This is a genomic window from Novosphingobium sp. (genome assembly GCF_037133355.1).
Classification (GTDB): domain Bacteria; phylum Pseudomonadota; class Alphaproteobacteria; order Sphingomonadales; family Sphingomonadaceae; genus Novosphingobium.
This window is the reverse complement of the sequence record NZ_JBAXOI010000008.1, coordinates 175520-193297: the sequence shown is the minus strand read 5'-3', so window position 1 is coordinate 193297 and position 17778 is coordinate 175520. Positions and strand designations below refer to the sequence as shown.

General features: G+C 68.1%; 12 protein-coding genes and 1 riboswitch. Of the genes, 7 read left to right on the top strand and 5 right to left on the bottom strand.

Going from position 1 to position 17778, the window contains the following annotated elements; all coding sequences use genetic code 11:
- Positions 1–161 precede the first annotated feature (161 nt).
- The 4 genes from WCL10_RS10510 to WCL10_RS10495 form a co-directional block, all read right to left on the bottom strand.
- Positions 162–887, bottom strand: coding sequence for an ABC transporter ATP-binding protein (locus WCL10_RS10510; protein ID WP_336895583.1), 726 nt, complete (start codon positions 885–887; stop codon positions 162–164).
- Positions 884–1846: an iron chelate uptake ABC transporter family permease subunit gene (locus WCL10_RS10505; protein ID WP_336895582.1), complete on the bottom strand. Its 963-nt coding sequence runs from the start codon at positions 1844–1846 to the stop codon at positions 884–886. The genes WCL10_RS10510 and WCL10_RS10505 overlap by 4 nt, the downstream gene beginning before the upstream one ends.
- On the bottom strand, positions 1843–2913 hold the full coding sequence (locus WCL10_RS10500; protein WP_336895581.1) for an ABC transporter substrate-binding protein: 1071 nt from the start codon (positions 2911–2913) through the stop codon (positions 1843–1845). Before WCL10_RS10500 ends, WCL10_RS10505 begins: the two co-directional genes overlap by 4 nt.
- A gap of 173 nt (positions 2914–3086) precedes the next feature.
- A complete protein-coding gene (locus WCL10_RS10495) occupies positions 3087–4976 on the bottom strand; it encodes a TonB-dependent receptor (protein ID WP_336895580.1) in 1890 nt (629 codons plus the stop codon).
- Positions 4977–5195: 219 nt separating this feature from the next.
- Positions 5196–5386: riboswitch (cobalamin riboswitch) on the bottom strand.
- A 305-nt stretch (positions 5387–5691) separates the two neighbouring features.
- On the opposite strand from WCL10_RS10495, the gene WCL10_RS10490 reads away from it, so the two are divergent.
- From WCL10_RS10490 to WCL10_RS10460, 7 genes are all read left to right on the top strand, one after another.
- Positions 5692–6951 (top strand): cell wall hydrolase, encoded by a 1260-nt coding sequence (locus WCL10_RS10490; RefSeq protein ID WP_336895579.1) that lies wholly within the window; start codon positions 5692–5694, stop codon positions 6949–6951.
- A gap of 274 nt (positions 6952–7225) precedes the next feature.
- Positions 7226–7591, top strand: coding sequence for a hypothetical protein (locus WCL10_RS10485; protein WP_336895578.1), 366 nt, complete (start codon positions 7226–7228; stop codon positions 7589–7591).
- Between the two features lie 236 nt (positions 7592–7827).
- A complete protein-coding gene (mdh, locus tag WCL10_RS10480) occupies positions 7828–8790 on the top strand; it encodes a malate dehydrogenase (protein WP_336895577.1) in 963 nt (320 codons plus the stop codon).
- A gap of 235 nt (positions 8791–9025) precedes the next feature.
- The gene (locus WCL10_RS10475) at positions 9026–11866 is read left to right on the top strand and encodes a 2-oxoglutarate dehydrogenase E1 component (protein WP_336895576.1); all 2841 of its coding nucleotides are present in this window, start codon (positions 9026–9028) and stop codon (positions 11864–11866) included.
- A 31-nt stretch (positions 11867–11897) separates the two neighbouring features.
- A complete protein-coding gene (gene odhB / locus WCL10_RS10470) occupies positions 11898–13100 on the top strand; it encodes a 2-oxoglutarate dehydrogenase complex dihydrolipoyllysine-residue succinyltransferase (RefSeq protein ID WP_336895575.1) in 1203 nt (400 codons plus the stop codon).
- Positions 13101–13222: 122 nt separating this feature from the next.
- Positions 13223–14623 carry a dihydrolipoyl dehydrogenase gene (gene lpdA, locus WCL10_RS10465; RefSeq protein WP_336895574.1) on the top strand — a complete coding sequence of 467 codons (1401 nt, stop codon included), beginning with the start codon at positions 13223–13225 and terminating at the stop codon, positions 14621–14623.
- Between the two features lie 11 nt (positions 14624–14634).
- Entirely contained in the window at positions 14635–15318 is a 684-nt protein-coding gene (locus tag WCL10_RS10460) for a PepSY domain-containing protein (protein ID WP_336895573.1), read from the top strand.
- Between the two features lie 249 nt (positions 15319–15567).
- Here the strand turns inward: WCL10_RS10460 and WCL10_RS10455 are convergent, their stop codons facing one another.
- The gene (locus WCL10_RS10455) at positions 15568–17754 is read right to left on the bottom strand and encodes an EAL domain-containing protein (RefSeq protein ID WP_336895572.1); all 2187 of its coding nucleotides are present in this window, start codon (positions 17752–17754) and stop codon (positions 15568–15570) included.
- Between the last annotated feature and the right edge of the window lie 24 nt (positions 17755–17778).

Below are 17778 nucleotides of genomic sequence, written 5' to 3'. Positions count from 1 at the left end.
CATCATCGCACAGCTACGCTGGTGCAGGGGCCGTCCACGCCATCACGTCACCACCTCCCCATTTGTGCTTCGCAAAAATGGGGAGGATCTGCAGGTCCATCGGCCCATTTATGCTTCGCAAAAATGGGGAGGGAGAGATGGCTTGGAGGGGGCTTTCGGGTTCAGAGCGAGAGGGCGCGGGCGCCTTCGGGGCCTATCCATTCGGCTTTGATGCCCCAGACCTGCGCGATGACATCGGCGGACAGGGCGGCCTCGGGCGGGCCGTCGGCGGCGAGGCGGCCTTCGTGGAGGACCAGGACGCGGTGCGCGTGGTTCATGGCGTGGGCGAGACTGTGGGCGACGAGGACGACGCCGGTGCCTTGATCGGCGGCTTGGCGCAAGTGCGCGAGGAGTGCGGCGGCGTGGGCCAGGTCGAGGCTGGCGAGGGGTTCGTCGGCCAGGATCCATCGGGGCTCGCCGGCGAGGACGCGGGCGAGCATGACGCGGGCGCGCTCGCCGCCGGAGAGGGTGTGGACACCGCGCCGGGCCAGGTGGGTGAGGTCCAGCGCGGAGAGGGCGGCTTCCACGGCGGCATCGTCTTCGGTGCGGCCGGTGCGGTGCGGCAGGCGGCCGAGGCGGACGAGCGCTTCGGCGGTGAGGTTCCAGGCGGCCTCGCCGTCTTGCGCGAGGTAGCCGATGGTCTGGGCGCGGCTGCGCGGGGGGAGCGCGGCGAGCGGCTGGCCGGCGAGGGTGACGGGGCCGGGTTCGAGGCCTGCGAGCGCGCGCAGGAGCGTGGTCTTGCCCGCGCCGTTGGGGCCGCAGATGGCGGTGAGCTGGCCGGGTTGCAGCGCCGTGGTGACGCCGTGAAGGCGGCCGGGCACGGTGAGATGGCTGGCGGCGAGGATCATGCGAGCGTGCTCCTGAGGCGGAGCAGGAGATGGAGGAAGAACGGCGCGCCGATGAGGCTGAGCGCGATGCCGATGCGCAGCTCTCCGCCCGCGAGGGGGAGAATGCGGCACAGGCAATCGGCAAGCAGCAGCAGGAGGGCGCCGCCCAGCGCGCTTGGCAGGAGCTGTGACGAGGGGCGCTGATCGGTGAACGGGCGCACGAGATGAGGGACGACAAGGCCGACGAAGCCGATGATCCCCGCCGCCGCGACACCGGCGCCGACGACGAGGCCGGTGCCGAGCACCATGCGGCGCAGCAGGCGCGCGGGATCGAGCCCGAGCGAGCGGGCGGTTTCCTCACCCAGGGTGAGCGCATCGAGCGCGGGGCCGGCGCGCAGCAGGAGGACGAGGCCGAGCGCGGTGGGCGGGGCGGCGAGGAGGACGTCGTGCCACGAGCGGCTCTCGAGGCTGCCCATGAGCCAGGTGACAATCTCGCTCAGCGCGAAGGGATTGGGCGCGAGGCTGATGACAAGGCTGGTGAGCGCGCCGGCGAGGCTGGAGAGCATGAGGCCGGCGAGCGCGAAAAGCGCGGTGCTGTGGCGGCTGCTCGCGCCGTGGGCGAGGAGCGCGAGCGCGGCCATGGCGGCGGCGGCGCCGATCAGCGCGGCGAGCGGGAGCAGCGCGCCAAGACCGAGCGCGAGCGCGAGAACCGCGCCGAACGCCGCGCTGGGGGCTACGCCGAACAGCCCCGGATCGGCGAGCGGATTGCGCAGATAGCCCTGCATGGCGGCGCCGCTGGCGCCCAGCCCCGCGCCGATGACCAGCGCGAGCGCGGCGCGGGGCGCGCGCAGTTCGATGAGGATGGGCAGCGCGTTGGGCAGCGCGGGGGCGAGCGGGTTGATCCAGACTTGCCCGGCGAGGAGGCTGAGCGGGATGGCGAGCGTGAGGGCTGCGATGAGGAGAGGGATGGGGCGGGTCATTTGCTGGCCAGGTGCTTTGGCGCGGGCCCACCCCCGACCCCTCCCGCAAGCGGGAGGGGGGTAAAGGAGGGTGACCCGGCCGCTGGCGGGAGGGCGGAGGAAGGGGAGAGCTTGGACGTAGGCGGGAGATGGTGGTTGCCCCTCCGTCTCGCTTCGCGAGCCACCTCCCCATTTGTGCCTGCGGCAAAAATGGGGAGGGATTGGAGCGCTATCTGACCCCCCTCCCGCTTGCGGGAGGGGTTGGGGGAGGGCCCGAGCGCGCGCCGCACTTCGGCGAGGCGCTGGGCGGCGGGGATGATCGTGGGTCCGGCGCAGTAGAGCAGGCGGGGATCGAGGGGCGCGCGGGTGGTGGCGGCGAGGTGGGCGAGCGCTGGGTGGTGGAGCGCGCGGGTATCGCCGGCGGTGAGGACCACGCGCGGGGGATCGGCGAGGACGTGTTCGAGCGGCAGCTGATCGGCCTGCCCCAATCCGCGCGCGGCGGCGAAATTGGTGAAGCCGGTGCGGCGCAGGAGATCGGCGATGAGCGTGCTGTCGCCCGGGACAATGCCGCCGGGCTCCCACACCAGCGCGGGGATGCGCGGCGCGCCTGGCGGGGCGGCGGCTTGCGCGAGGGCGGCGTTGATGCGCGCGATCAGCGCTTCGCCGCGCGCCGGGTTTCCGGCGAGTGCGGCGAGGCGGCGGATCTGGGCGCGGCTTTCCTCGACCGTGCCGGCGATGCCGAGCGTTTCGAGGCCGAGGCCGAGGCGCTGGTAGGCAGCGGCGGTGGCAGGGGGGACGAAAGTGCCATCGACGACGATGTCGGGGCGCAAGGCGATGACTTCCTCGAGCGTGCCGCGGGTTGTGGGGTAGCGGCGGGCGGTGGCGGGGTCCATCGATGCGGCGCGCGGATCGGCGCTGTAGTGCGAGAGGGCGAGGAGCTGGCCGGGCTGCGTGACTTCGGCGAGGATGGCGTCGGCGCAGGGGTTGAGGCTGACGATCGTGGGGAGGACGTGGGTGGTTCTGGAGGTGGGTTGCTGGGTGCAGGCGGTGAGGATTGCGGCGAGTGCGATGATGGCGGCGCGGCCCACCCCCGGCCCCTCCCGCAAGCGGGAGGGGGGAAGAAGGGGCGAGCCTGGCCGCAAGCGGGAGGGGGGGTGAAGGGGAAATACCCCTCCGACCCGCCTTTGGCGGGCCACCTCCCCATTTGCCCCTTCGGCAGGCTCAGGGGAAAATGGGGAGGGCCGGAAGGGGGGCGTGGGCATCAGTAGCGAACCCTCAGGCCGGCGAAGGCGCCTCGGCCTGTGGCGCTGTAGCCGGCGGCGGTGGGGAGGCGGGTGTCGAAGGCGTTTTCGAGGCGGGCGTAGAGGGTGATGCGATCGTGGAGGGGGACGCTGGCGCGGAGCGTGGCGATGGCGCCGCCGGGGAGCCTGGCCGTGTTGGCCGCATTATCGAAACTGCTGCTGATGAGGCGCAGGTCTGCGCCGAGGGCGAGGCCGGCGAGCGGGGATTGCCAATCACCCGAGAGCGTGAGCGCGTGGCGGGGGCGGCGAGCGAGGTCGTTGCCGGTGGTGAGGTCTCTGGCGCGGGTATAGGTGTAGATGCTGCGCAGGGTGAGCGTGTCGGCAGGCTTCAGGGTGAGTTCGGCCTCGGCGCCTTCGGCGCGGGCCTTGCCGATGTTGTCGTAGGTGCCGAAGGGGCGATTGGTGCAGATGCCGGTGCTCTCGCCGAAGCACGAGACGTAGGCGATGAGGCTGCGGCTGTCGCGGCGGTAGAGCGTGAGCGCGGCGCGGATGGGGCCGCTGTCGTACTCGAGGCCGGCGTCGTAGCTGCGGGTGCGTTCGGGGCGGAGCGCGGGGTTGCCGTAGTCCGAGAGCAGCTGGAACAGCGTGGGGGCCTTGAAGCCCTCGCCGTAGCTGGCGCGCAGGCGCAGGTTTTGGGCGAGGCGGACGGTGCCGTTGGCGCCGAGGGTGGTGGCATTGCCGAAGCGGCTGTGGTCGTCGAAGCGAAGGCCGGCAGCGAGGGAGACGCTTTCGGTGTACCAGCCGAGCAGGGCGTGGGCGCTGGTCTGGCGGGCGGACTGGCGGGCATCGAACGTGCCGGAGTAGCGGGTCCATTCGCTGTCGGCGCCGAAATCGAGCGCGAAATCGGACGGCAGCCGGGCGCGGCCGGTGAGATCGGCGCGCTGGCTGCGGCCGCGGTAGCCGTAGCTGGGGGCGGTGCCGAAAGTGGGGTCGAAGTAGTCGCGCTTGGTGTCCGCGAGGGCGTAGCCGGTGTTGAGGGTGAGCCAGTCGCCTTCGTAACGCAGGCCGAGGCGGCCCGAGGCCTGGCGGGTGGTCTGGTATTCGGGGGTATCGGCGAAGGTGTAGTTGGGCGCGGGGTAGCCGTCGATTTCAGTGCGCGTGTCGGCGTAGCGGGCGTTGGCGACGAGGGAGAGGCCGGGCGTAAGATCGAGGCGGGCCTTGCCGCCGAGGTGCCATTGACGGGCGCCGTCGGCTTCGGTGCCCACGGCGGCGGCGGAGATGCCGTCGGTGGTGGTGTAGCCGCCGGTGAGCGCGAGGGCGTATCGATCCTTGGCGAGGCCGGCAGTCGCATCGCCGGAGAAGCTGCCGCGGCTGCCGACTTCGGCGGTGGCTTCGATGCCATTGAGCTCGCGGGTCTGGACGGCGATGACGCCGCCGAGCGCGGCGCTGCCCCAGGTGACCGAATTGGCGCCGCGCAGCACGTCGATGCGTTCGATGCCGCCGGTCGTCAGCGTGCCGAAATCGAAGCCGGCGCCGGGGGCGGAGACGTCTTCGACGCGGACGCCGTCGATAAGGACGAGGACCTGTTCGGAGTCCGAGCCGCGCAGGCGCACGCCGGTGAAGGCGCCGGGGCCGCCGTTGCGGCTGAGGGTGAGGCCGGGGACTTGTTCGAGCGCGCGGGTGATATCCGGGCCCTGGATGCGGTTCAGGTCCTGCGCGGTGAGGACGGTGATGGGCTGGCCGGTCTGGTCGATGCGCTGGGGGCTGCCGGTGGCGATGACGGTGATCGCTTCGGGGCGGAGCGTGTCGGCGACCATCACTTCGCCTTCCTGCTGGGCGTGCGCGGGGTTGGCGATGGCCAGCGCTGCGCAGGCCCACCCCGCTGCGACTAGCTTCGCTGCGCTCAGCAAGTCTCGCGGCCCTCCCGCAAGCGGGAGGGCGTGCTTGTGCCTCAACGAAACGCTGTGTTGCTCCCTTCCCGCTTGCGGGAGGGGTTGGGGGTGGGTCTTGTGACGAGCATTCATGACGGTTCTCCACGGGCCCATGGACGTTGCCGTCCATGGCGGGAGGAGGCGCGGGGCCATATGGCGCGCCGTCTCTCGCATGCGCCCGGTACACCCCGCCCGGCCGCGGAACGACCACACACCGGCAGGTTTCCTGGCTCGCCCGGGGTCATGGCCCCCTGCCCGCCTTCCCAGCCTTGCGGCCAGTGGCATAGTGGACAGGGCGCTATCCGGGCACAGTTGCGGGGGCAGCTCCGGATATGGTCCGGATTCCCTCTTAGCCCGCTTGCGCGGGCACCGGTGGCGTCGGGGCGAGTGGTAGCGGGACCTGCCCTTTGGGGCAATACCCCTCCGTCTCGCTTCGCGAGCCACCTCCCCATTTGTGCTTCGCAAAAATGGGGAGGATCTGCAGGTCTTGGGGAGGGAGGAAGGCAGTCCTTGAATCCTCCCCATTTTCACGAAGCGCAAATGGGAAGGTGGGCCGCCGCAGGCGGGTCGGAGGGGTCGGCGTTAACCGGATGGCAGGTGGGTGTGCCTAAGCGGGACGGGGTGAAATGGCCGGGTGCGGGGCGGTTGGGGACGTTCTAGCGCTGGTCTGCCGTATCGCGAGTCCCGTAGCCTTATGCCGCTGATCATTGACTACCGGCCGGTGAAGCTGCCGCCCGAGGCGAAGGCGCCTCGGCGGGTGGTGGTGCCTGTAGCTGATAGCTTGGCGGCGCCTCAGCCCACCCCCGACCCCTCCCGCAAGCGGGAGGGGGGAAACAGTCAAGACTCCACCACCCTTCCGCAGGTTGGCGATGTTCGGGAACTGAGAAACTGGCGGCTGGGCGCGATTGCTGCGCTGGTTACGGCGGCGCTGGTTGTGGCTTTTGGCGCTTTGGGCTGGGGCGAGGCTGGTGGCGGAGCGGCGCGGGCGCGGGGTGGGTTGCAGCCGTTCGAGCGGCCGGGGGACAGCTTTCCGGGATCGGCGTTCTACTATCTTGCGAGCAATGACACGGGGATGCTGGCGCCCGATGAAGCGCGCAGCGCGTGGGATGCGCAGATCCATACGGATGACGGGGTGCCGATCACCGGGATCGGCCCAGCAGCGCGGCCGATACTGGCGCGGGGCACGAGCCTCGACCAAAGCCGCGCGCTGCAGTGCCTGACGGCGGCGATCTATTACGAGGCGGCGAGCGAGCCCGATGCGGGGCAGCGCGCGGTGGCGCAAGTGGTGCTGAACCGGGTGGCGCATCCGGCCTGGCCCAAGACAGTGTGCGGCGTGGTCTATCAGGGATCGGAGCGGCCGGGCTGCCAGTTCAGCTTCGCCTGCGACGGATCGCTGGCGCGGCGGCCCGTTGCGGCATTCTGGGATCGGGCGCGGCGCGTGGCGGCCGATGCGCTGGCGGGCTATGTCTATGCGCCGGTGGGCCTGGCGACGCATTACCATACCAGCGCCGTCCATCCTTACTGGGCGGACAGCCTGAGCTTTCTCGGCACGATCGGCGCGCACCGGTTCTATCGCTGGCAAGGCGCGGCAGGGCGGCCGGCGGCGTTCAACGGCGTCTATGCGGGCGGCGAACCGGTGGCGGCGCCGCATCCGCGGACCTGGGTGCCGGCGGCGGCCGACGTGGCCGATCCGATCACGCTGGAGAAGGCGTTCGAGGCGGGGCGGATCAATGCGCTGAAGCAGGCGCAGGCCGCGCCGGGCAGTGCTTCGTTCGGGCAGGCGCCGCTGCCGAACTACACCGGGGGACGTGCCGGGGCGGCACCGCAGTTTGCGCCGGCGGTGGAAGCGCGCGGGGGCGATGCGCTTTATCGCGCAGGCGCGCTGCCGGGGGGTTCGGCGGTGAACCCGGCTTATGAGAATGCGGGGAAGTGGATCGCTCAGCCGGGGGGGTGAGGCGGTGTTTGCGGTTGCCCCTCCGACCCGCCTTTGGCGGGCCACCTCCCCATTTGTGCTTCGCAAAAATGGGGAGGATCTGCAGGTCCATCGGCCCATTTGTGCTTCGCAAAAATGGGGAGGGTTGGGTAATCATGACCTATGTATCTCGATTTGTCAGATACTTGACCCACTTAAGTCAGCGTTAGCGGGGTCTTTACCCTAAGGACCAACCCGCTGTTCACGGACCTTGGGTAGAAGCGCGGCCATCGCCCTGTTCGAGGAGACATCCCCCATGCTGCACTTCGCCCCTCGCTACGGGATCATCTCGCCTTGCCTGAACTGGGGCATGATCCGGCGCCGCGCGGTGCGGCTGGCGCGGCCGGCCAACGACAATGGCGCCGCCCTGCCCGGCAAGCGGGAGGGGGCGAACGACGATTCCCTCGAGGCGCGGCTGGCGCGCGAGGATGCACTGCTCACCGCAGCGCTGCGGCTGTTTGCCGCGCATGGGCTTTCGGCGGCGCGGCGCGCCTGCGAAGCGGCAGAGATTGCTGCGGCGAGCGGCGACAAGGTTGGGGCGCGGTGGTGGATCACCGTCTGCGCGAGCCTTGACAGCGCGATGGCGCGGGACTGCGCGGCGCGGGCCATGCCGCAGCGCTGAGGGCGCTTGCTTGCCTTAATGCTATTGCGAACTGTTATCGCAAAAACCCGGTTGAAGCGGGTTTTTGCGCCTTGCAATCCCCCGGCACCGGGCTTAGGCGAAGCTTATCCGTCTGGAATCCTTCCCGTCATGCGGGACGCGGGAGGTCCTTTGCACGGCCGCTAGACCGCCCCGGTACCCAACCCACCGGGCAGTTGCCAGTTGTCCCGCAATTCCGGGAAAGGATCTCAAAAGCCATGGCTCGCAAGAAAATCGCGCTCATCGGCGCCGGCAATATCGGGGGCACGCTGGCCCACCTCGCCGCGCAGAAGGAACTGGGCGACATCGTGCTGTTCGACGTGGTCGAGGGCGTGCCGCAGGGCAAGGCGCTCGATCTTTCGCAGTGCGGGCCGATCGAAGGGTTTGACGCGAAGATCACCGGTAGCAACGATTATGCCGACATCGCGGGCGCGGACGTCATCATCGTCACCGCCGGTGTTGCCCGCAAGCCGGGCATGAGCCGCGACGACCTGCTGGGCATCAACCTCAAGGTGATGAAGGCCGTGGGCGAAGGCATCAAGGCCAATGCCCCGGACGCGTTCGTGATCTGCATCACCAACCCGCTCGACGCGATGGTCTGGGCGCTGCGCGAGTTTTCGGGCCTCCCGCACCACAAGGTCGTCGGCATGGCGGGCGTGCTGGATTCGGCGCGTTTCAGCCACTTCATCGCCGATGAATTCCAGGTTTCGGTCAAGGACGTGAACACGTTCGTGCTCGGCGGCCACGGCGACACCATGGTTCCGGTGACGCGCTATTCGACCGTCAACGGCATCCCCGTGCCCGACCTCGTCAAGATGGGCCTTTCGACGCAGGAGCGCATCGACGCGATCGTGCAGCGGACCCGCAGCGGCGGCGGCGAGATCGTGGCCCTGCTCAAGACCGGCTCGGCGTTCTATGCGCCCGCCACTTCGGGCATCGCGATGGCCGAAGCGTATCTCAATGACCAGAAGCGCATCCTGCCCTGCGCGGCCTATGTCGATGGCCAGTACGGCGTTGATGGCCTCTATGTGGGCGTGCCGGTGATGATCGGCGCGGGCGGCGTGGAGAAGATCATCGAGATCGAGCTGGACGAGGCCGACAAGGCCGGCCTGCAGGTATCGGTCGATGCGGTGAAGGAACTGCTGGTGGCGTGCAAGGGCATCGACCCCTCGCTGGCCTGAGGCTGGCCCGGGGCGCGAAGACCTGCCCGCAGCAGGTTCGCGCCCCGTTCAGCTACGCGGTTTTACGTGGCCCGGGGAGCGCGCTCCTTTTGCAGGGACACGGTTAAGCCCGCCAGTTGTGCGGGTTTGCATGGTTACAATACCGGGCGGTGCGCGCCCTACGGGAAAGTGCCGGCGCGAACGCTGCGCCGGAATGTCCGAAGCCCCAACCTCCCCGGGGCAAGAGGAGAGAAGTATGGGTCAGGAATTGCAGGCGTTCGAGCTGGATCCGGCGCAGGAGGGTCCGCAAGCCGGGCCTTCGTGGGCATCCTCGCGCTGGCCGGTGACCGATCCGGGCGCGGGCGACGACCTGACCCGGGCGCTCGATCCGATGGCGCTGAAGGTGGAAATCGCCAAGGCGGCGAAGGCCGCCGGCGCGCCGCTGGACGAAGCGGCGCTGGAAGCGGCGGCGGGCGCCTCGATCCGCGCGATGATGCTGGTGCGCACCTACCGCGTGCGCGGGCACCTTGCGGCGGACCTCGATCCGCTGGGCCTTGCGCGGCAGGAACTGCCAGCGGACATCAGCCCGGAATACCATGGCTTTGTGGGCGCTGACCTCGACAAGAAGGTCTTCGTGGGCGGCGTGCTCGGGATGCAGTGGGCCACCCCGCGCCAGATCGTGGCGGTGCTGCAGAAGAACTACTGCGGCAAGGTCGGCCTTGAATACATGCACATCTCGGACGTGGAGGAGCGCAAGTTCCTGCAGGACCGGATCGAGGGCGGCGACAAGAGCATCGACTTCACCCCCAACGGCAAGAAGGCGATCCTTGCGGCGGTGGTGCGCGGCGAGCAATACGAGAAGTTCCTCGGCAAGAAGTATGTCGGGACCAAGCGCTTCGGCCTTGATGGCGGCGAATCCATGATCCCGGCGCTGGAGGCCGTGATCAAGTATGGCGGCCAGTTGGGCGTGCGCGAGATCATCTACGGCATGGCGCATCGCGGGCGGCTGAACGTGCTGGCGAACGTGCTGGCCAAGCCCTACCGCGTGATCTTCCACGAGTTTTCCGGCGGCACCGCCAACCCCGAGGACGTGGGCGGTTCGGGCGACGTGAAGTATCACCTCGGCACCTCGACCGACCGCGAGTTCGACGGGATCAAGGTGCATATGAGCTTGCAGCCCAACCCGAGCCACCTCGAAACGGTGGACCCGGTGGTGCTGGGCAAGGCGCGCGCGCAGCAGGCGTTTCGCGAGGATATCGGGCCGGGCAAGCACAAGCAGGTGCTGCCGATCCTGATCCACGGCGATGCGGCTTTTGCGGGCCAGGGCATCGTGTGGGAGTGCTTCGGCTTTTCGGGCGTGAAGGGCTACAACACCGGCGGGTGCATCCACTTCATCATCAACAACCAGATCGGCTTTACGACGAGCCCGCAGTTCAGCCGCGGCTCGCCCTATCCGAGCGACGTGGCGAAGGGCGTGCAGGCGCCGATCATCCACGTGAACGGCGATGATCCCGAAGCGGTGACTTTCGCGTGCAAGCTGGCGATCGACTACCGCCAGAAGTTCGGCCGCGACGTGGTGGTGGACATGTGGTGCTACCGCCGCTTCGGCCACAACGAGGGCGACGAGCCGAGCTTTACCCAGCCGCTGATGTATGCGCGGATCAAGCAGCATCCGGCGGTTTCGGAAGTCTATGCGCGCCGCCTGATCGAGCAGGGCGTGATCGACAAGGACTGGAAGGGCGAGAACGAGGACCGCTTCGTCGCGACGCTGGAGGCCGAGTTCGAGGCGGCCAAGAGCTACAAGGCGAACGAGGCCGACTGGTTCGGCGGGCGCTGGAGCGGGCTCAACAAGCCGGCCGATCCGGTGACGGCGCGGCGCAATGTGCCCACCGGCATCGACCAGAAGCGCTTCGATGCTCTGGGCCGGACGCTGACGACGGTGCCTGAGGACCTCACCATCCACAAGACGCTGGGCCGCGTGATCGAGGCCAAGCGGCAGATGTTTGCCGAGGGCGCAGGGTTTGACTGGGCGACGGGCGAGGCGCTGGCGTTTGGCAGCCTCTTGACCGAGGGCTTCAACGTGCGGCTTTCGGGGCAGGATTCAGGGCGCGGCACGTTCAGCCAGCGCCATGCGGTGTGGGTCGACCAGACCGACGAGCGCAAGTACGTACCGCTGAAGACGCTGCCGCATGGGCGCTTCGAAGTGCATGACAGCCCGCTTTCGGAATACGGCGTGCTGGGCTTCGAATATGGCTATGCGAGCGCCGATCCCAAGACGCTGGTGCTGTGGGAAGCGCAGTTCGGCGACTTTGCCAACGGCGCGCAGATCGTGATCGACCAGTACATTGCGGCGTCCGAAGCCAAGTGGCTGCGCGCCAACGGGCTCGTTATGCTGCTGCCGCATGGCTATGAGGGACAGGGGCCGGAGCATTCCTCGGCAAGGTTGGAGCGCTATCTCCAGCTCTGCGCCGAGGACAATATCCAAGTGTGCAACATCACCAGCCCGGCGAACTACTTCCACGTGCTGCGCCGGCAGATGCAGCGGCCGTTCCGCAAGCCGCTGATCATCATGACGCCCAAGAGCCTGCTGCGGCATGCGCTGGCGAAGTCCAAGGCTTCGGACTTTGTCGGCGAGGGGCACTTCATGCGCATCCTCTCCGACCTCAATCCGGCGAGCGACGAGAACACCCGGCGCGTGGTGCTGTGCAGCGGCAAGGTTGCCTATGACCTGATCGAAGCGCGCGATGCGGCGGGGATCACGGATGTGCAGATCATCCGGCTCGAGCAGCTCTATCCCTTCCCGGGCGAGCCGCTGGCGCTCAGGCTTTCGCGCATGGCGAACCTTGAAGAGGTGGTGTGGTGCCAGGAAGAGCCGCGCAACAACGGCGCGTGGTTCTTCGTCGAGCCGCTGATCGAGGAAGCGCTGAAAGCGGCTGGCAGCAAGGTCAGCCGTGCGCGCTATGCCGGGCGCTCGGCGGCGGCCTCGCCGGCGACGGGCCTGGCGAAGCGGCACGCCTCGCAGCAGGCGGCGCTGGTGGCCGATGCGCTTTCGCTTTCGGTGCGCGGTGAGCTGCGTCGGACCAAGAAGAAGGCCTGAACGGCCGCAATTTTCTCAGGAAGACAATAACATGTCTATCGAAGTGAAAGTGCCCGTGCTGGGCGAAAGTGTCAGCGAAGCGACGGTTGGCCAGTGGCTCAAGCAGCCCGGCGAAGCGGTGGCGGTGGATGAGCCGATCGCCAGCCTCGAGACCGACAAGGTGGCCGTCGAAGTGCCCTCGCCGGTTGCGGGGATCATGGGCGCGCATATTGCTGCCGAGGGTGACACCGTGGCGGTGGGCGCGCTGCTGGGGCTGATCGAGACGAGCGGGGTTGCGGCTGCGGCGCCTGCGGCGAAGGCGGCAGCCCCTGCCCCGGCGGCCGTGGCGGACGATGCGGCGGCGCTTTCGCCGGCCGTGCGGCGCGCGGTGCTGGAGCATGGGATCGACCCGGCGACGGTCAAGGGCACCGGCAAGGACGGGCGCCTGACCAAGGAAGACGTGCTGGCGGCGGCTGTGGCCAAGCAGGCTGCTCCGGCTCCTGTGGTGGCGGCTGCGGCCCCTGCCCCGGCTCCGGTGGCGGCACCTGTCGGCGGGCGGCGCGAGGAGCGGGTGAAGATGACCCGCCTGCGCCAGACCATCGCCAAGCGGCTGAAATCTGCACAGGAAACCGCGGCGATGCTCACCACGTTTAACGACGTGGACATGAGCGCGGTGATGGAAGCGCGCGCGAAGTACAAGGACGTGTTCGAGAAGAAGCACGGCGTGAAGCTGGGCCTGATGAGCTTCTTCGCGAAGGCATCGGTGCTGGCGCTGAAGGACATTCCGGCGGTCAACGCGCAGATGCAGGGCGATGAGATCGTCTATTTCGACTACGTCGATATCTCGGTCGCGGTTTCGGCGCCGAATGGGCTGGTCGTACCGGTGGTGCGCGATGTCGACAAGATGAGCTTTGCCGGGATCGAGAAGGCGATTGCCGAATACGGCAAGAAGGCGCGCGACGGCTCGCTGACCATGGCCGATATGGCGGGCGGCACGTTCACGATTTCGAACGGCGGCGTGTTTGGCGGGCTGATGTCCACGCCGATCATCAATCCGCCGCAGTCTGCCGTGCTGGGGCTGCACCGGATCGAGGACAGGCCGGTGGTGCGCGATGGGCAGATCGTGGTGCGGCCGATGATGTATATCGCGCTGAGCTATGACCACCGGATCATCGATGGGCGCGAGGCTGTGACCGCTTTGAAGACGATCAAGGAAGCGATCGAGGATCCGACGCGGCTGCTGATTGATATGTGATCTGGTACGAAGCTTTCGTCATTCCCGCGAAGGCGGGAATCCAGTTCTTCGCCGCCCCTGGATTCCCGCCTTCGCGGGAATGACGAGTGGTGGAGGAAGACACGCAAGGAAAGAGCCTCAACATGGCTGAATACGACTACGACGTGCTTGTCATCGGTGCTGGCCCGGGCGGCTATGTTGCGGCGATCCGCGCGGCGCAGCTGGGGCTGAAGGTGGCTTGTGCCGAGGGGCGCGAGACCCTGGGTGGCACGTGCCTCAACGTGGGGTGCATTCCTTCGAAGGCGCTGCTGCACGGATCGGAGAAGTTCGCCGAGGCGGTGGACGGGACGTTTGCGAGCTATGGCATCAAGACCGGGCCGGTGACGCTCGATCTGGCTGCGATGCAGCAGCAGAAGCTGGATTCGGTGAAGCAGCTGACGGGCGGGATCGAGTTCCTGTTCAAGAAGAACAAGGTGACCTGGCTGAAGGGCTATGCCGCGTTCGAAGATGCGCACACGGTGACCGTGGGCGGCGCGAAGGTGACGGCGAAGGACGTGGTGATTGCCACGGGTTCGAGCGTGACGCCGCTGCCGGGGGTGACTGTCGATAACGACGCGGGCGTGGTCGTGGATTCGACCGGCGCCTTGGCTCTGGACCGGGTGCCGGATCATCTGGTGGTGATCGGCGGCGGGGTGATCGGGCTGGAGCTGGGTTCGGTCTGGCGGCGGCTTGGCGCGAAGGTGACGGTGGTGGAGTTCCTCGACCAGTTGCTGCCGGGCATGGACGGCGACGTGCGCAAGGAAGCGGCGAAGATCTTCAAGAAGCAGGGCATGGAGCTCAAGCTTTCCACCAAGGTGACGGGCGTGACCGTGAAGGGCAAGACCGCGACTTTGACGCTGGAGCCTTCGGCAGGCGGCGCTTCCGAGACGCTGACGGCAGACTGCGTGCTGGTCGCCATCGGGCGGCGGCCGAATGTGGACGGGCTGGGCCTCGAGAAGATCGGCCTTGAGGTGAACAAGCGCGGACAGATCGAGACGGGCCATGATTTCCGCACCGCGGTGCCGGGCGTCTGGGCCATCGGCGACGTGATCCCGGGACCGATGCTGGCGCACAAGGCCGAGGACGAAGGCGTTGCGGTGGCGGAGTTCATCGCCGGACTGACCGGCATCGTGAACCACAATGTGATCCCGGGCGTGGTCTATACCTTCCCCGAAATCGCGGGCGTGGGCCTGACCGAGGAAGCCGCGCGCGAGAAGGGTGAGGTGAAGGTTTCCAAGTTCCCGATGCTGGCGAACAGCCGCGCCAAGACCAACCATGAGCCCGACGGCTTCGTGAAGGTGATCGCGGACGCCAAGACCGAGCGCGTGCTTGGCGTGTGGTGCATCGCCTCGGTGGCGGGTTCGATGATTGCCGAGGCCGCGCTGGCGCTGGAATTTGGCGCGACGGCGGAGGACATTGCCTATACCAGCCACGCGCACCCGACTCATGCCGAAGCGCTGAAGGAAGCCGCGATGGGGATTGGCGGCAAGCCGATCCATATCTGATGCTGCGCGTGATGCGCCGCCTTGCCCGCTGGCACATCTGGCTCGGCTGGCTGGTCGGCGTTCCGCTGCTGCTGTGGACGGCGAGCGGGCTGTTCATGGCTTCCTGGCCGATCGAGGAAGTGCGCGGGGCGCACCTGCGCGCCGAGCCCGGGGCGGTGGCGCTGGCGGGCCTGGTGGTGCCGCAAGCGGCGCCGGTGACCAAGCTGACATTGGTGGACGAGGCCGGGCGGCCGGTGTGGGTTGCCACGCTGGCGGGCGGCGCCCTGCGGCGGTTCGATGCGAAGAACGGGCTCGCCCTGCCCGCTGTGGAGGAAGCCGAGGCGCGCGCGATTGCGCTGGCGACCTATCGCGGCGAGGCAAGGCTGGTGGGCATGGCGCGGTTTGCAGCGGACAAGGCGCCGATCGAACTGCGCCGGGAGCGGCCTTCGTGGCAGGCGCGGTTTGGCGATGACACGCACCTCTATATCGACGCCGGGACCGGCGAAGTGCTGGCGGTGAGGACGCGGCTGTGGCGCGCCTATGACTTCATGTGGGGGCTGCACATCATGGATCTGGAGGGGCGCGAGAATTCGCACCATCCGGTGCTGATCGGCTTTGCTGCGCTGGCAGTGGCGGGGTCTGTGGTGGGGGTGGTGCTGCTGTTTCGGCGGCGGCGGGCGAGGCGAAGGTTTGCCGCTTCCGATCCGGCCGCCTGAACCTCGCGAGGCGATCCCGAGTCTATCGTCATTGCGAGCGCAGCGAAGCAATCCAGGGCGTCGTGCACCACGGCTCTGGATTGCTTCGCTGCGCTCGCAATGACGAGGCTTGGGTTGATGGCTCTACTTTTGAGGCGCTTGCCCCTCCGACCCGCTTCGCGGGCCACCTCCCCATTTGTGCTGCGCAAAAATGGGGAGGATCTAACGGTCTTTTTGGCCCATTTGTGCTTCGCAAAAATGGGGAAGGCCTTAGGCGCGTTTGCGGACTTCGACTTCCATGAACTGGGGCGTGCTGCTGCTGGCCATGCGGGCGGCGGCGGCGAGGGCGTAGGGGCTGGCGCGGTAGCGCGTGACGAGGCCGCCAGCGCCGTCGCTGACAAGGGGGGTTTCGAACTCGACGCCGATGCTCGCCTCTTCCGAGCGCGAGACACTGACAACGGCAAGTTGGCCGGCGCCGAGATCGAGCACGAGGCTGGCGCCGAGAGGTACGCCGACAAGGCCCTCGATCCCCGCGCCAGTGGCCGAGAGATTGCGCAGCAGCGCTTCGTAGCGGTGGTCTTCGTGGATGACGCCGATGCGGCGGTAGACGAGGCGGCGCTCCGGGCGGTGGCGGCGGGGACCGTCGGGCGGGATGCGCAGCTCTTCGGAGCGCATGCGTTCGAGCACGGTGGCCTGATCGAGCGGGGGCGAATAGAGATAGCCCTGGATGAGGCGGGCGCCCTTGGCGCAGACCACATCGCGCTGGTCGAAGGCTTCGACGCCCTCCACGGTGGTTTCCATGCCGAGCGCATCGGCAAGTCCGATGATCGCGGCGATGATCTTGGCGCTGTTCTGATCGGTGAGCGTGCAGCTCTCGACGAAGCTGCGATCGACCTTGAGCTTGTCAAAGGGCGCGGCGCGCAAGTAGCTGAGCGAGGAATAGCCGGTGCCGAAATCATCGAGCGCGAGGCGGACGCCCAGTGCTTTCAGCGCCTTGAATGCGGCGTCGGTTGCCTCGCCATCGCCCATGAACACGGATTCGGTGAGCTCGAGCTCGAGCCGGTCGGGATCGAGGCCAGTGGACTCGAGCACTTCGGCGACAGTGGCGGGAAAGCTGGGGTGCGCAAACTGTACGGCCGAAACATTGACCGCGACGCGCAGGGTCTTTGGCCAAGCCATGGCATCGCGCACCGACTGGCGCAGCGCCCAGGCGCCGAGCTGGAGGATGAGGCCAGTATCTTCCGCAACCGGGATGAATACCGCAGGCGAGATGGCGCCGCGGCTCGGGTGCTCCCAGCGCATCAGCGCCTCGAAGCCGACGACCAAGTGATCCTCGGTGCGCACAACCGGCTGGTAGACCATGGCAAGCTGGGGTTCTTCCCAGTTGTCCACCGCGCTGTCGACCGTGGCGAGGGCATCGCGCAGCGCGTCTTCCAGCTGGCGGCGCTCTTCCTTCTCGTCCTTGAGATCGGTGGAATAGAAGCGGAACTGGCCGCGCCCGCCGTGCTTGGCGGCATAGAGCGCAAGATCGGCGGCGCGGACGATTTCCTCGCGCTCGGTGCCATCGAACGGCGCGATCGCCATGCCGACCGAGACGCCGATGACGACGTGGTTGTCGTCGATGCGATAGGGCTGCGAGATCAGGGCGATTATCTTGTCGGCCAGTTCGCCGAGCTTGCCGCGATCTTCCTGATCGGGAAGGAGGATCTGGAATTCGTCGCCGCCGAGGCGGCCGATCTCGCCCACTGTCCCGACGACCTTGATCAGGCGCTGGGCGACCTGGCGCAGGAGTTCGTCGCCGGCGGGGTGGCCAAGCGTGTCGTTGACATGCTTGAAGCGGTCAAGATCAAGCATCATCAGCGTGGCCGGGCGCATGGTGCCACGGAATGCGGAGAGCATCTGTTCGAAGCGGCGGGTGATGCGGTGGCGGTTGGCAAGGCCGGTGAGCGAATCGAACTCGGCGAGGCGCGAATCCTCGATGCGGCGTTCGTATTCGACCGTGATATCGCGCGCGCTGCCGCGATAGCCGTGGAAGGCGCCGTCGCTGCCGGGCTTGGCAACGCCGATCTTGGGCTGGCCGGAAAGCGCCCACCACCCGGGCCGGCCGCCCGGGCCGCAGCGATCGGGCACGAGCCGGACGGTAACATCCGCAAGCCGCGCATGGGAGCCGAAGAGGAACTGGAGCGGGCGGTCGGACCGTTCGCCGGGGTTTTCCGGATCGGTTTCAAACAGCGCGGTGAAAGGCTGGCCGATCAGGGCTTCGGCGGCGGCGCCGAAACGCTCGCAGGCGGCAGGGGAGATGTAGGACAGGCGTCCGGCGGCGTCGGTTGCCCAGAACCAGCCGGCATGACCGCGCTCGATATCCTCGAACACGGCAAGCCGATGCGCGGCATCATCGCTCTCGGGCACATCGTGCCCGGTGCGTGTGCCTTGCCAGCTCTTGAGCAGATTCTTCACGTGCTGCGAGACGCCTGCTGGAGG